This window comes from Parcubacteria group bacterium (assembly GCA_041657845.1).
Taxonomy (GTDB): Bacteria; Patescibacteriota; Minisyncoccia; order Moranbacterales; family JAKLHP01; genus JAKLHP01.
Genome location: JBBABD010000015.1, coordinates 1 through 15,525, shown reverse-complemented (window position 1 = coordinate 15,525; position 15,525 = coordinate 1). Strand labels below are relative to the sequence as shown.

Sequence of the window (15,525 nt, the reverse complement as noted above, 5' to 3'; positions counted from 1 at the left end):
AATGCGCAGCTATGCGATGTTCCCGCGAAGCGGGAATTTGGGCCTGCCGCATAGCGGAAGTTATGCGATGTGTCGCTGCGCTTTTTGTTTTTATTAAAAACTTTTCTTTATTTCACAGCCCATTCATCGCAGAGATGCGCATTATGCAAAATGGAGCGAAGCGACATTTTGCATAACTAGTTATTATGCGAATACAATTCACTATTGGTTAATTAATTTGTGTATTATGCGAATATGTGATATATTATTCACATTCTATAAAATAATATTAGCACAATTCATATGCAATTAAAAGAACTGATTGAGAAAATAGAAAATGAGCTAAGGCTTCGAAATTATAGCCGAAAAACTATCAAAAGCTACCTCATCTGCCTTTCCGATTATTTCAATTTTATCAAAATCGTTAAAAAAGATCCCGATATAAGCTTAATAAAAAAATATCTTCTGCAAAAACAAGAAAAAGGACAATCCCCTCAAACAATTAACCTTCACCTCAACGCCATTAAATATTTTTACCGGGAAATTTTCAAAAGTAAAATTTTCATAGATTTAAAATTTGCTAAAACCTCGAAAAAATTACCCATAGTACTTTCTCGCAGTGAAATTGAAAAAATCATCAATTGCATAGACAATGAAAAACATCGCCTGCTCATTTCTCTGTCCTACGGGGCTGGCTTGCGCGTAAGCGAAGCAGTTGAACTGAGAATAAGAGACATCGACTTTGACGGGTTATCAATCCATTTGAAAAATGCTAAAGGAAAAAAGGATAGAGTCACTATTTTTCCGGAAAAATTGAAAGCAGATCTCCACGAACTCACAGCTCTTCAACATGGCAATGAATACGTTTTTGAGAGCGAACGAAGCGGAAAACTAACTGAGAGAACGGCGCAAAAAATATTCGAAAATGCTCTGGAAAAATCAGGCATACAAAAAAACGCTTCATTCCATTCCCTTCGCCACAGCTTTGCCACTCACCTACTGGAGAATGGCGTTGATGTTCGCTATGTACAAGAACTTTTAGGGCATGCTAATATTAGAACAACGCAGTTATACACCAAGGTAACCAATCCGGCTTTGAAAAATATCAAAAGTCCATTATCATAAAAATTATGCAAAATCAAATAGACGAAATTAAAAAAGAATATCAGGAAATTACCGACCAGCTCAGCACGCCTGAGATTGTTTCTGATCCAAAAAAAATGGCGACTTTAGGCAAAAGACAGGCTGAACTTCAAAATGTCATCGCTCATATTGGGAAATATGAAAAAATTGAGAAGGAAATGAAAGAAAACGCGGAAATTGTGAACTCGGAAACCGACCCGGAAATGAAAGAAATGGCGATGAATGAAAATATCAAGCTTTCGGTGGAAAAAGAAAAAACTGGGAAAGAACTGGAATCAATGCTTATTCCCAAAGATCCTAATGACGAAAAAAGTGTTATTGTGGAAATCCGAGCCGGCGCCGGAGGAGATGAATCTTCTCTTTTCGCCGCTACGCTTTTCCGAATGTATTCGAAATACGCCGAAAAAAATGGATGGTTAGTTTCGATAATGAATTCCAGCCAAACTGAATTGGGAGGCTTCAAGGAAGTTGTTTTTGAAATTAACGGGCGGGATGTTTTTGGCAAGATTAAATATGAATCAGGGGTGCATCGAGTCCAAAGAGTTCCGGAAACGGAAAAAGTTGGAAGAGTACACACCTCCACCGCCACTGTTGCCGTTCTTCCTCAAGCGGAAGAAGTAGAATTTAAAATCGAAGAAAAAGATCTCCGAATTGATACTTTTTGTTCTTCCGGTCCGGGAGGCCAATCAGTAAATACCACTAAAAGCGCAGTCCGCATCACTCACGTTCCCACCGGGCTTATTGTTTCCTGCCAAGATGAAAAATCTCAGATCAAAAACAAGGAAAAGGCCATGAAAGTGATGCGTTCCCGCCTTCTTCAAATAGAAGAAGAAAAAAGGGCTAAAGAGCTTGGAGATGAGCGAAAAAGCCAGATCGGTACCGGAGATCGAAGCGAAAAAATCAGAACCTACAATTTTCCCCAGGACCGAATCACCGACCACCGGATAAAACAGTCCTGGGGCAACATTCAGGTGATTTTAGGAGGGGACTTGGATGATATAATTACTGCTTTGATGGAAGAGGATGTTAAGAGAAAGATGGAGAAAGCTTAATTTTCAATTATCAATGATCAATTTACAATGAATTTTCAATGATTTAATTTTCAATCCGCCAGCTGGCGGAGAAAATTGGCTATTGATTGAAAATTGTAAATTGAAAATTGTAAATTGCTGGTGATTGTTATTCAAGACATTCTTAATAAATATTCCAAAAAACTCGACCGACTTGATTTAGAGCTTATTATCGCTCACGTTCTCGGAAAAAACCGAGAATTTATTTTGACGCATCCGGAATTCGCTATCGCAAAGAATTATGAATTAAGAATTATGGATTATGCAAACCGGCGGATGAAATGCGAACCGCTGGCATATATTTTGGGAGAAAAAGAATTTTACGGATTGAAATTTAAAGTGAACAAAAATACTCTTATCCCCCGCCCTGAAACAGAAATGATGGTTGATTTGGCTATTCAAGAAATTTCTAAAAACTATAAACTAAAGGCTATAAACTTAATCGACATTGGAACAGGAAGCGGCAATATAATAATTGCAACTGCAAAGCAGTTGCAGAATTTCGAATTTCGAATTTCGAATTTCGAATTATTTGGGATAGATAATAATAAAAAAGCCTTAAAAGTTTCCGAACAAAATGCGAAATATCATAAAATTGATAAAAAAATAAAATTCCTTCACGGCAATTTATTAAATCCGATCGTTCAAAATTCAAAATTCAATCCGCCAGCTGGCGGACAAAATTCCGTGATGATAATCACAGCCAATCTCCCCTATCTTTCCCCGGAAATTTATAAATCCTGCTCAAAAGATATCAAGAAATATGAGCCTAAATCCGCTTTAATCAGCCAGAAAGAAGGCTTGGATCATTACAATGAGCTACTTAAACAAATATTGGTTTTGAAGCAAAATTGTTCTATGTTTCATGCTTCATGTTTCATGGAAATTAGTCCGGAACAGAAATTAAAAATAACCAAGCTCATCAAAAAATATTTTCCATCCACCAGCTGGCGGACAAAAATTATCTTTCATAAAGACTTGTCCGGAAGATGGAGAATATGCGAATTGGAAATTTTCAATTATCAATGATCAATTTACAATGAATTTACAATTATTTAATTTTAAAATTTTTTTATAATTGAGAATTGAGACATTGATTGAAAATTGTAAATTGAAAATTGAAAATTTCCACCTGTGGATAACTTTTTGCTATTGCATTTTAAAAAATATACTTTATAATTAAGTTATCGATTGAAATAAAATATTTTTTCTATTGTAGAAAATATTATAGCGTGATAAAATATTATCACAATGAAAATATTTCAGTCGCGAAAATAAACATAAGCGTCGAAACATATAAAAAAAATAAAAAGTTTGTAATGATCTTAAAAAGATTCAAAAACAAATTTTGTTAGAAGGAGGTGAAACAAAATGGCAAAGAAAAAAGCAGCAAAGAAAAAAGTAGCAAAGAAAGCTAAAAAAACCAAAAAGAGAAAATAGTTTGTAACTAAGTTTTCTTTTAATCGATTTTGAGTTTGTTCAAAATCGAATATATAAACTGGATCCGCCCTTAACATAGGGCGGTTTTAGTTTCTTGCATTTAAAATTACAACCCGAATGCCTTCTTTTGTCTAGTTGACGACAAAAAATGGCCTTGTTAAAATTAAAAGACGAACGGTTTCAACGCAAGCTGTACATTGATAATTAAATAATCTAGAAAGGATGGTGAATATTAATGGAGAACGAAGAAAAAGATGAAGAAAAAAACGAGGAAGATAATGAGTTAGAAGGCGCCGGAAGCTGGTTAAGAGACAACCTTAGAATTATCATTAGCATAATAATAGTAGTTGCTATCGCCGGAGGAGTTTATTCTTATTCCAAGCGAAATCAAACTCCTGATGAAAACAGCGACAGAATAGCTACCAGCGAGCAATCTGCAAATGATCAAGAAAAGGTTGAGATCAATGAAGGATCAGAGGACGCAACTTCTGTTCAAACAAAGGAACAGCAAAAACCGGCCTCTAAAAACGAGACAGTAGCTTCAACTGCGACAAGCCAAGAAACTGAAGAATCGTTTATCGAAACAGCTGGAAGAGGAGACAGCCAAACACGGCTAGCTCGCAGAGCGTTAGCGAACTATCTCGAAAAAAATCCTGACTCCGGACTTACCGCAGAGCATAAGATATATATTGAAGATTATCTTAGAAAAAATTCCGGATTCAAGGGGGGAGTATACATTGGAACTTCGATGGAATTTTCCAAGGATCTTGTCACTAAAGCAATTGAAAGCTCCAAGACTCTAGACAACAAACAGCTGCAAAATCTTCACAAGTATGCCGTTAGAGTGCCTTCATTATCATGATTCTTCAAAAGAAAAACAGATAATCCATAAACAAAAAGTTGTTTGTTCTTTCAAGGAAATTAAAAATCCTTTCGATATTGCAAAAACCCCGATAACATCGGGGTTTTTAGTTGGGGAACCATTCAAAAATTAATTTCATCCCCAATTTCAATATTCAATTCGTCTGCCATCCCGGCATCCAGCTCTAAAACTTTATCTGCCATAGTTTCAGGACTTATTGTTTCCTTGGAATCATAAGGAACATCTTTGGCAATATAAGCTATGCTATTTCCATCTATCCAAATCATATCGAGATTAAACCTCATCCCTTTCATCCAAAAACCATACCTGCCTTTTCTGGAAAAAACAAACAGCATTCCGCATTTTTCACACAATTTTTCCCTCCCTGAAAGACCCGCTTGCATCTCAATGTCGGTATCTGCTATTTCTACTGTAAATTTTTGGTTTTTTATCCAAACTTCCTGTTTTTTTACTCTTAAAAAAACCAAAGCCAGTAAAGCGACTATGGCAAGAATAAAAAATGATATGATTATTTTATTTTTTATAGCCATTTTTTATATAAAATTGAATCAGATGCGGTTCGAATTCAGCTTTCTGTTCGCATAAATAATAGTCAGGATTATTATAATCGCTGCCAAAATAAAAGTTACTATTTTCCCGATAGCTCTGGTATTGATTGCCACAACTGCGATAAAAATGGTAATAATGTAGAAAAATAAAGCCACTTTCTTCTGCGACCAGCCGATTTCAAGGAGCTTGTAATGAAGATGGCGATTATCCGATTTAAAAATAGAGCTTCCCGCTTTTATTCTTTCTCCTATTACCCAAATCAAATCAATTATCGGAACTGCCATAACCAAAAGAGCAGTCGCAATTTTAGTTCCGGCAAAAATTGCTAAAGTCGCCAAAATAAATCCCATAAACATAGACCCGGAAGTTCCTGCCAAAATCCTAGACGGATAGAAATTAAAAATTAGAAATCCCAGAAGCGCTCCAAAGAGAGCCGCAGCGATTATTCCCACCGGAGGCTGGTTAACTTCCGGCTTAAGCGATAGAAAGAAGACAGTTGCTGTTCCTGCTAAAGACACTCCTCCGCTCAAGCCATCAACGCCATCCACCCAATTCATTGAATTTATCATTAATACGATCCATATCGTGACAAAAATAAAACTCGGAAGAATATACTCTCCCATATTTAAAAATATCAACCCCCCTGCTGGATTGGTAATGTATTCGACTCTGATTCCGAAAATAAAAATTATAATCGCTACGGATACTTGGAATAGGAGTTGCGTTTTCCAATCAAGCTCCATAAAATCATCAAAAAGTCCGAAGATAAGAATAAATAATGAAGCAACTATTATTCCCCAAAGTTTTTGAGAGATTGCCAGGTTGCCATCTAAAAATAAAGTTGCTAGAAACCCCAGTATTACTGCTACCCCTCCTATCCTGCAAACCATTTTTTTCGCATTTGTTTTGCCTATTTTCTTTGCGCTTTTTAAAAATTTAAATTTCGAACATAAAAACAAAGTCAGGCAAATAATACTGGTTGTGATGAGAAAAGAATATAGGAATGGAAGAAGATAAAGAGACATTGAAATTTAATTATGAATAAAGAATTATGAATCATGAACATTAAACTTACGAAAATAAATTTGCATAATTTATTATTCGTAATTCATGATTCATTTTTTTATCTTTTCGGTTACCCAAAATTCTCCAAAATACTTCTTAATTAAAATTCTGGTTTGGGATTCAATAGCCGGAATAGACCCGAGCGTCGGCGCAATAATAGGAGTCAAAAACCATTGAAAAAACATATAAGCATATCTTTTTTTGGAATATTTCTCCGGACGGGGAGGAAGAAGCAAAAAACTCAAAAACATTGATGAAATAAGCCCGCTCATCGCAATAATCATTAAATATCTTGTCACGAAGGGCAAATTGTGGGCGAGAACGCTTTCATTGAACTGAGATCCTCCAAAGAAAAGCGGCAACCATCCAAGAAACGCCAGAATAAAAGCAGAGGTTGCCCAAGAATGATGGCCCTCAAGTATTTCAAATGCAGTCCTGAACTTTTTGAAAAAACTTATTTTTTTATCAGGCGCAATGGCTCTCATAATTACAGGAAAATTTTCTATTCCATAAGCCCAGCGTCTTTTCTGCTTATATTGATTTTTTATCGTCTTCCAATATGTATCGGCTAAAACTGCATCCAGGGATATTGGAAGATAAATCGGTTTCACTTTATAATCGCCATGAAAATAAGAAAAACACTTCCAATAAATTATCGAGTCCTCACTGATCATATTAATCGGCCAGAAATTTACTCTGACTAGGGTGGCAAAAGGCTCGCTATGAGACGAAAAAGTAACCATTTCCCTTCTTGTACTTTGAAACATATGCCAAAAAGAGGAACTGGTAACAATAACTCGCACAAAAGCGTTGGTATCCCAAAGATTGTTGTGATACATCGGAAGCGGCTGATACGACTGCTGAAGCCTTTTGGGATCGGTTATGTATGCGTATGTCAGCGCTGCAAAATATTCAGGATGGCAAACGCTATCACAATCAAAATTTGAGAAAATTACTTTTTCATAATCAATATTTTTTTCATCAAGGTATTTCATTAAGTATTTGGCGGAAAAAGTCGCATTGGAAGCTTTGCATTTCATTTCATCATCCTTAACAATATGAGTTGTCACTAAAAAGTCCCTAAATTTCCCCTCAAATTTGTTTTTAAGATAATTCACTTTTTCCATTCTTTGCTTTTCCGGTTCTCTCTCTTCTGCGGCCAGAAGAATAATAATTTGGGATTTGGGAAAATTACTGTCTAAAATCGCCTGAATGGCCGGCTCAATAATTTCTGACGATTCATTAGCCGTCGGGAGAAGAACCACATGGACAATTTTTCTCCAATCCCAGATCTGATTTTTCATTTTTCCGAGCTTTACAACTTCAAAATAATATTTTTTTAGCCTTTTTATCTCTTTTTTTAGTTTTCTTTTTTCAGCATAATTCATTCCGTTTTTCAAGACTTTTTTCATTAATTTAATTCTATCTTTTATCTCAATAGAATATTTTTCAGGATTGGCGATATTTTGGCACCTGTCCCACCAATTTATTTTCTTTCCTTCCCTAAGTTTTCTGTAAGCCAGAATTGAATAGAAGGAAATGAAAATCGTCCGGTGAATCCAATAAATGTCGAATGCAATAATAAAAACAGCCATCCAGATGGGAAGCAAATATGATAGGGCAAAGATTCCGATAAGCGTCAGCCAGGTTAAAGTTCCCGGGATAACTTCTAGCATTCTTTGAATCCTGTGCTCACTCGGAATTTCAGTTTTGGGATTAGGAAAAGAAAACATAAAATAATAATCTAAAGTTCATAAAATCCATAAAGTTTATAAAGAAATTATGATCTTGTATTTATCGCGGGTTTTGGTCTTTTGACTTCACGGACTTTAAAAACTTTATAAACTTTTTAATAATTTATCATCAACAGTCCCGCTATGGCAATAAGTATTCCCGCCTCAACAAAAAATGAAGCCAGCAGAAAAATGTAGGCGGCCAATCTCTCTTTTTTTTGATAGAAAAGATAAGCTAAAATGGTGTTTACCAGCAAAAATAAGTTGGATATAATCGGCAAAAAATACACTTGCCACCAATCTCCAATGATATCGACCCCAAGATAAACATTATAATGAAGAACCATAGGAAGGTCAATGGGACGAATATAAAAAATGAGTAATCCCCAACTTACTGCGTCAAGAAATAAAGTGCCTATCAAAAGCCAATGGATCAGAGAACTCTTCCAAAATTCTTGGCCAAAAAAACCAGCAATACTCCTGCTGGATATTTTTTTAATTCCTGCTATTCTTTTTTCTTTATCTAAAATCATATTGCCCCATTGATATTTAATTCCAATCGATTATTCAATTTCCGGCCTTTCGATCATTATCGGTTCGATGGCAGATTCTCCTCCGGTAATTTTAACCACATCCTTATCTATTTTCCCAAATTCCTTAGAAGCAGTATTATAATGATTTACAGTCGTGGAGAGGCTAGATCCTAGTTTTCGCATATATTCTTCGTACAATATTATATGTTTTTGCAAGGCTTCAACGTTCTTTCTGATAACCTTGGCGCCTTCTTCTATTTTCAAAGCCTGCAGACCTTGAAGAACGGTGTGGAGGTATGCCGAAAAGGTGGTCGGCGAAACTATGATGACCTTTTTTTCAATAAAAGCATAGTCGATCAAGCTTCGCGTGTTAACCTTTACCGCTCCTACTTCATTTATAAGCAAATCGTAGTAGATAGCTTCGGCCGGTATGAACATAAAAGCAAACTCAAGGGTGTTGTATTTTGGCTTGATATATTTCGCTGTTTCATCAATTCTTTTTTTCAAATCTTTTTTAAATTCATTTTCCAGCTCATTCTTTTTGTCCTCATTTTCCTCATGAATCAACCGATCATAATTATCCAAGGAAAATTTCGCATCTACTGGGATAATCCCCTCTTTGGTAAAAATAGCCGCATCGACAGTATCATTATCCGGAAACTGATATTGCAACTTGAAAGAATCCGGAGGCAAAATATTCTCCAAAACCATCTTTAACCCTGCTTCTCCCAAATTACCGCGTTGTTTTTGATGTTTAAGAACTTTTTCTAAATTGCTCAGCTGTTCGGAAAATCCGATAACTTGCTGGTTGGTTTTTTCCAGACTGGTCAGTTTTTCAGTTATGTCACCAATGATTTTTGACGACTGTGCATATTGCCTCTGGGTGGCGCTGTGAGTTTCGGCTAACTTGCTGTCCATTGCCCGGCGGAGTTCCCTATTTTCATCTAAAAGCATCGCCAATTTCTCCTGAATTATGGCCGTTTCCCTTTCTCCTCCCTTGCTTTCCATCTTTTTCTTCATATCGAAAACAAGCCAGACGATAACGGCTAGCAAAATAACAAATATAATGAAAGCTAGATATAACATTTTAAGAAAATTTTCAATTATCAATGACCAATTTACAATGAATTTTCAATTTTCAATTATTTAATTTTCAAACATTGAAAATTTAGTCATTGGAATTTGATTGAAAATTGAAAATTATTTTTTGAGTCCGGAAATAAAAAGCTTGAGTCTCGGTATTTTGTTTATGAGTTCATCATGCGGACCTTCGAGAAAATCCAGAAGAAACCTGTCAAGCATATCTAAGCGATATTTGAATTCTTCGCTGTTCATCAGAACATAGCTGATTTCTCTTCCTACCTCCGCTTCAATACTCGCCATCAAATTCTTGAGCTTTGATCTGTTGACATTGTTTACCACCAAAACCATATCCGCCTTGCTTTTGGCACAATTGAGAAATATCCCGCTTATGAGAGCCAGCTTAACATCTCCTATCGTCCTCAGCTTGTCTAAACTGCTACACTGCGGATAAATGTTTGATTTCACAAAAAGCCCCTTGAGTTCTATCAAAAATGGAAACTTTTGGTTTAGGATGTAGCATTTTGTTCCATTTTTTTTCCTCTCCAAAATAAATTTGTTCCTCTTGAATTCATTTATCGCCCTTCTCGCCTGGGTTCCCTTAAACATGTTCTTATCGCTTACTTCTCCCATATTGAATTCCTGTTCCGGATTCATAAGAAAAAAACGCAATAAACGAGCTTTCACCTTTGAACCAAACAAAAACTCCAGTATTTCAGCCATAAACAAAGTAAATTATTGATTATTTCCTGCATTCCTCCATACGATAAGTATACAGAATGTGAGGAAAAAGTAAAGTTTCATAATATCAAAATCCAAATGGCAAATACCAGAAATTTGGATTTTGGGCTTTAGAATTGATTCGTCATTGAAAATTTGAATTTGACATTAAGTTGATTGCTTCTTGGGCTGAATTATTATATTATAATAGTATAAAAGGCTGATGCTTAGAGTTTGGAAATTTGTTTTAATATGCCAAGAAATAACGAAAAAGAAAAAAACTTTGCCATTCTGGAAAAAGACCTGAATGTCGTTTCGGTTTTAAACAATCCGAAACTTAGTCCTTATCTGGATATATTCAGGCATTATCCAGAAAATGTCTCCCTTCAAAATCTTGGGATTTTGACCGGTTTCTTCAGGATAAAAGATTTTCAGGAAGAATCCGCTTATATAGTCAACTTTCTTTCTTCCGTCCTCAAAAAAGAATACTACGCGAATTCCAAGAAATCTATAGAAAACAGCTTCGACTGCGCGCTAAAAAAAGTTAACTTGGCGCTTTCGGAAATTGCCAAAGAAGGAAATGTAACCTGGCTAGGGAAAATAGACGGCATCGTTTGCGTTTTGGAAAAAAATAATCTCCATTTTAGCGTTTGCGGGAAAGCCAAGGTTTTTCTTTTTAGGAATCAGCAATTATCTGAAATAAGCGCCGATATGGCCCCTAAAGAAATCGAGCCTAATCCCCTAAAAACATTCATCAATGTTTCCAGCGGACGCCTTGAGAGAGATGACAAGATTATAATCTGCGAAGATGATATCTTTAAAGTTTTTTCCCAAGAAGAAATAAAAAAAGGCGCCAATCGTTTTCCTCGCGAAAAATTCGTCCAATTCATAAAAACCGCTTTAACCAACAAGCTGGATGCCGTAGGCGTAATTGTTGTTGATATTTTTGAGAAAAAAGAGGAGAAAAAGATTATTCAAGAATCTCATTCGGAAGTTTACAATGTCTTCAGCAAAAAAGTTTTTGAAGAGAAGAAACCAGCCCCCCCAGAACTGAGCGAAATACTCAAGCAGGAAGAAAACAAAGGGTATACCGACGAGAAAACAGGGCACATCTACATACAAGAGGGGAAGGAGGAAATGAAAAAAGAAAGCAATTTTAATCTTTTCTGGCTTTCATTTAAAGAAAAACTTGGCGATGCGTTTTATTGGGTTAAAAATAAAACGAAAAAAAGAATATCCCTTGCCGGAAGATATATTGCCAAAACAAGCCGCCATTTGATAGCAAATGCAAGATTAAGGCTTGAAGAAAAAAGAAAGATAAGATTGGAAAGGAAAGAAGAGGCTGAAAAATCAGCCGCCGCTTCTGCCGCCGCTAAAGCTTTAGCGGATGAAAAATCTTTAGAAGGCAAAGAGGAAAATAAAGTTATAATAGAAGAAAAAACAGCAATTCCCGCTTTCAACGAGCCATTCTTAGCCAGGCTAGCGAAGAGAAAGGCGGAACTTGAGAAACAGGAAATAGAGGAGAAAAAACAAGACAAAAAAGGCATCTTTGAGCTTTTCAAAAAAATTGCTCCTAGCTTCGAAAAAATAAAAGAGCTTTTTGCATCTTTCAACAAAAAACAAAAACTTTTCGCTGCCGGAATAATTCTGTTGATTTTTATTGTCCCATTTTTTTTCCTAAAAATCCAAACAATGATGAAGGCAAAACCAATCGTCCAGGAAGAACCTGCCCGCATTACTGACACGAAAGAAATATTTTCCCAAGAAAAAAATATAGTGTTCCTGAATGCTCCTGAGACAGTATTCGACATTCAGAATCCAAAAAGCGTGATGCTCTTAAATGATAAGCTAATCGCCGCAAGCGATGAAGGAATTATAACTAAAGATGCAGACGGAACGGTAAAAACGCTTCCTTGGACTCAAACTTACGGAAATATTAAGAATGCCTCGCCGATGAAAGATTTGAATCTGGCTCTTATCTACACTGACCAGAATAAAGTTATCTCCTTCCTATCTGCCACTTCCCAACTTAAAGAAAATTCCATCAATATTCCCAGCGGATCCAACATAGCAGGCGAGAGTTCCTATCTCACCTATCTATACCTTCTTGATTCAGCTAACAATCAAATCTATCGTTATCCGCGTTCAGAAGGAGGTTTTGGTGAAAAAACCAATTGGCTCAAAGACAATCTTGACCTTTCCGATGCCTCAGGACTGGCTATCGACGAGAATGTTTATTTAATAGCTAACGGCTCGGTAATAAAATTATTTAAAGGCCAGAAACAAGAGCTGAATCTGGAACCGACAATAAATCCTTACGTTCCCGGAAGCATATTTACCGACAGTGATACGCAAAATTTGTATGTTCTGGATAAAGAAAACGGAAGAATCATAAAATATGGAAAAGACGGAGCGTTAATTGAGCAATATTTCAGCGAAGCTATTAAAAACACTCTCGATTTCACTGTGGATGAAAAAAATAACAAAGCATATTTGATTGATTCCCAATCATTGAATTCATTTAATCTTCAATAAAAAAAATCGAGGCTCGGCCTCGATAAAAAATCCGAACTCGATAAAAAATCGTTATTGAGCAGGCTCTGCTATTTTTGACCGATCCATAATTTCCCTGTTGACAATACTGGCGTCTCTTCCATATTTAAGCCTGGACAATTCTTTTAAATAATTGGCCGTTTCCTGATCTCCGCGAGTCGGCGGATAGGTTTTCATATTGAAAGGCTTGGAAAGTTCATTATTAACGAGAAGCTTGGCAAAACAATTTCGATTGTCAACGTTTACCAAATCACTAGCCGTGAAAATAGGAGAAAACTGTTTCTCCAAAAACTCCGCATCTTCGGCTCCGATTCTAAAAGCGACGATTGAACCGACATTGCCAAAAACCGCTTTGGATATTTCTTCTTTGAGCTGAGCGATAAACTGATGGGCTAGTATCAAAGCCAGTTTGTATTTTCTGGCCTCTGACAGAATTTGCGCAATTGAATCAGTAGTAACGTTTTGAAATTCATCCATATAGAGATAAAAATCTTTTCTTTGGTCTTCCGGAGTATCGACTCGAGAAAGCGCCGCCATCAAAATCTTTCCGACAATTACCATTCCCAAAAGTTTAGCGTTAATTTCGCCTATTTTGCCCTTGGAAAGATTCACTAGCAATATTTTTCCGCTATCCATAATTTCCCGAAGATTGATGGTGCTTTTTTGCTGAGCAATAATCGGCCGCATCATATCATTGGAAATAAAGGTAGTAAGTTTGGAAGTAATGTAAGGAACCATATTGGCCAGCGCCGCTTCCCCGCCGGCTTTCTCCGCTTCCTTAGTCCAAAAATCAACTACAATCGGATTTTTGCACCTTGAAATTTTCATTCTGCGGAAATCTTCATCTGACAAAACTTTGGAAATTTCCATAAGAGTCGAGCCGGAATCCGGATCATCCATAATGAGAAGCATCGCATTTCGCATATATTGCTCGAACATCGGCCCTCCGGTTGATTTGAGATCGTATAGCTGATCGAATATTCCGATCATTTCATTGATAACAAAAGTTTTTTGTTCGGGATGAGCTGAATCATACTCGAGCATATTCAGCCCAAATGGCCTTTCGACATCTGAAGGATCAAAAAGAATCACGTCTTCCGCTCTTTCTTTGGGAATTACGGTAAGAATGTCTTCGATTGCATCTCCGTGCGGATCAATGAAACAAAAACCCCTTCCACTCTTGGCATCTTGCTTGGCCATCTCCTGCAGAAATACGGATTTTCCCACGCCGGTTTGCCCAATTGTATAGATATGCCTTCTCCTGTCATTATCAGTAAGCCTGATTTTTGTTTCAAGGCCTCGATAATCATTGTAGCCAAGAAGGATGCCCCCCTCTTTCGGAAGATTGGAAGGAGGAGCGGCCACTCCGGATTTCAGCCATTTTATTTTCGGGGTTTCTGTTGTTGATATGGGAAGATGAAAAATACTGGCAATTTCTTCCGTGCTTAGGATAACCGCGTGTTCTTCGTCAAAATTTCTGAAAATATAATCAAAAGCGATTTTCTTTCCCTTGACTCTTTTTTGCACTTGAAAATAGTTGGTATCTGAATTTTCAAACTGAGAAAAAGCGTTTTCCAGATGAGCCAAAATCTCATCCGCTCTAGCCTGATTATCAGCCGAAGCAACTAAGCGCAAATTAACCCTGAACCCGGTCAGGCTTGATTTTTTTTCTATTGATTTTATGAGATCCTGTTCTTCCGGAGTCAGTTGAACTGAATCTTTTTCCTTTCCGAGAGAATTTTCTTTTTTGGAAGACGCCGCCCAAACAATATCAGTAACTCCCTTGCTAAGTCCTTTCCCCATTTGGCTAGCAACGGATTTTGAAAAAACATCGTTAAGCCTTTTTCCTTGCTGCATTTCATGCGCAATCCTTCTTCCATGGCCCTTCCACTCAAATCCTGCCGGCGTAAGAACGAGCTGGATGGCCGCTCCTTCTTTTTCCTCATTCAATTTGCTCAATGAATTCGAAATTTCATTCAGCGGATCAACTTCCATCATTTGATATGTCCGGAGAGGAAGAACGAATTTGTTTTTAAGTTTGAGTGTTGCCGCGGCCGTAAAATTTCCCGGATAAAAAATGGTATAATCCTGAACTTTTTCCAGTGATGCGTTAGGGAAAAAACTGAGAACTTGTTTTTCGATACTTTCCCTAAACTTCTTTGGAATCGATATGTAGAAGAAAATTTCTTCGTTTCCCGCCGGATTGGCAATTTCCAAGGAAATATGGGGAAATCCGTAAAAAATTCTTTTGAACATCCCGACATTTTTCTTTATGTTAGAAAGGGTTACCAAAAGCTGTTCCATCGCCCCTATTTCACCTTTCCAAGCATCTTTTTCGACTGTCCTCTCTTCATCTTTTTTGTATATTTTGGAAACCTTTATCACTTCCAAATCCATATTGACTGATCGGCTGATCTGAGCCCTGAAACCAAAAAAACTGCGCAACATAACATACGCTCCGCTAAAAAAACAAACGACTCCGAAAAATAAAGCCAGTGGAAATAAAATTGTATTCAAATCAAAAGACATCTAATTTTCAAAAATCAATAACCAATTTTCATTGAATTTACAATTTGTTAATTTTCAAAATTTGGTCATTGAAAATTGATTGTAAATTGAAAATTGAAAATTGAAAATTATCTCATATCTCTTCAATTAATCCTTTTTTGAGCAAAGCGTCATGAAGCTCGTCGGCCAATAATTTGTCATGAAAGGTATCCAGGACATAGTCATCTTCCAAGTGCCGGGCGACTTTTACCGCGTGCAAAACTCCTTTG

At 36.7% G+C, this 15,525-nt stretch carries 12 protein-coding genes; 5 read left to right on the top strand and 7 right to left on the bottom strand.

The features are described from left to right. Window positions 1-282 precede the first annotated feature (282 nt). The 4 genes from xerA to WC906_03365 all read left to right on the top strand — a co-directional run bounded on the left by xerA (window position 283) and on the right by WC906_03365 (window position 4,494). Window positions 283-1,104 (top strand): site-specific tyrosine recombinase/integron integrase, encoded by an 822-nt coding sequence (gene xerA, locus WC906_03380; GenBank protein MFA5777453.1) that lies wholly within the window; start codon window positions 283-285, stop codon window positions 1,102-1,104. 5 nt (window positions 1,105-1,109) lie between these two features. Next, window positions 1,110-2,174 carry a peptide chain release factor 1 gene (gene prfA, locus WC906_03375; protein MFA5777452.1) on the top strand — a complete coding sequence of 355 codons (1,065 nt, stop codon included), beginning with the start codon at window positions 1,110-1,112 and terminating at the stop codon, window positions 2,172-2,174. A 120-nt stretch (window positions 2,175-2,294) separates the two neighbouring features. Continuing rightward, complete coding sequence (gene prmC / locus WC906_03370) at window positions 2,295-3,221, top strand: peptide chain release factor N(5)-glutamine methyltransferase (protein ID MFA5777451.1); 927 nt, start codon at window positions 2,295-2,297, stop codon at window positions 3,219-3,221. Window positions 3,222-3,867: 646 nt separating this feature from the next. After that, window positions 3,868-4,494 (top strand): hypothetical protein, encoded by a 627-nt coding sequence (locus WC906_03365; GenBank protein MFA5777450.1) that lies wholly within the window; start codon window positions 3,868-3,870, stop codon window positions 4,492-4,494. 122 nt (window positions 4,495-4,616) lie between these two features. Here the strand turns inward: WC906_03365 and WC906_03360 are convergent, their stop codons facing one another. From WC906_03360 to WC906_03335, 6 genes are all read right to left on the bottom strand, one after another. Next, a complete protein-coding gene (locus WC906_03360; GenBank protein ID MFA5777449.1) occupies window positions 4,617-5,045 on the bottom strand; it encodes a DUF192 domain-containing protein in 429 nt (142 codons plus the stop codon). Window positions 5,046-5,063: 18 nt separating this feature from the next. After that, a complete protein-coding gene (locus WC906_03355) occupies window positions 5,064-5,954 on the bottom strand; it encodes an MraY family glycosyltransferase (protein MFA5777448.1) in 891 nt (296 codons plus the stop codon). A 225-nt stretch (window positions 5,955-6,179) separates the two neighbouring features. Next, window positions 6,180-7,862: a glycosyltransferase family 2 protein gene (locus WC906_03350; GenBank protein MFA5777447.1), complete on the bottom strand. Its 1,683-nt coding sequence runs from the start codon at window positions 7,860-7,862 to the stop codon at window positions 6,180-6,182. Window positions 7,863-7,978: 116 nt separating this feature from the next. Next, window positions 7,979-8,395, bottom strand: coding sequence for a hypothetical protein (locus WC906_03345; GenBank protein MFA5777446.1), 417 nt, complete (start codon window positions 8,393-8,395; stop codon window positions 7,979-7,981). Between the two features lie 30 nt (window positions 8,396-8,425). After that, complete coding sequence (locus WC906_03340; GenBank protein MFA5777445.1) at window positions 8,426-9,481, bottom strand: DNA recombination protein RmuC; 1,056 nt, start codon at window positions 9,479-9,481, stop codon at window positions 8,426-8,428. Between the two features lie 114 nt (window positions 9,482-9,595). Continuing rightward, a complete protein-coding gene (locus WC906_03335) occupies window positions 9,596-10,198 on the bottom strand; it encodes a hypothetical protein (protein ID MFA5777444.1) in 603 nt (200 codons plus the stop codon). A gap of 249 nt (window positions 10,199-10,447) precedes the next feature. Between WC906_03335 and WC906_03330 the strand changes: the two genes are divergently transcribed. Continuing rightward, window positions 10,448-12,730, top strand: coding sequence for a hypothetical protein (locus tag WC906_03330; GenBank protein ID MFA5777443.1), 2,283 nt, complete (start codon window positions 10,448-10,450; stop codon window positions 12,728-12,730). Window positions 12,731-12,781: 51 nt separating this feature from the next. On the opposite strand, the gene WC906_03325 is transcribed toward WC906_03330, so the two are convergent. Next, complete coding sequence (locus tag WC906_03325) at window positions 12,782-15,265, bottom strand: TraM recognition domain-containing protein (GenBank protein ID MFA5777442.1); 2,484 nt, start codon at window positions 15,263-15,265, stop codon at window positions 12,782-12,784. Window positions 15,266-15,525: the final 260 nt, after the last annotated feature.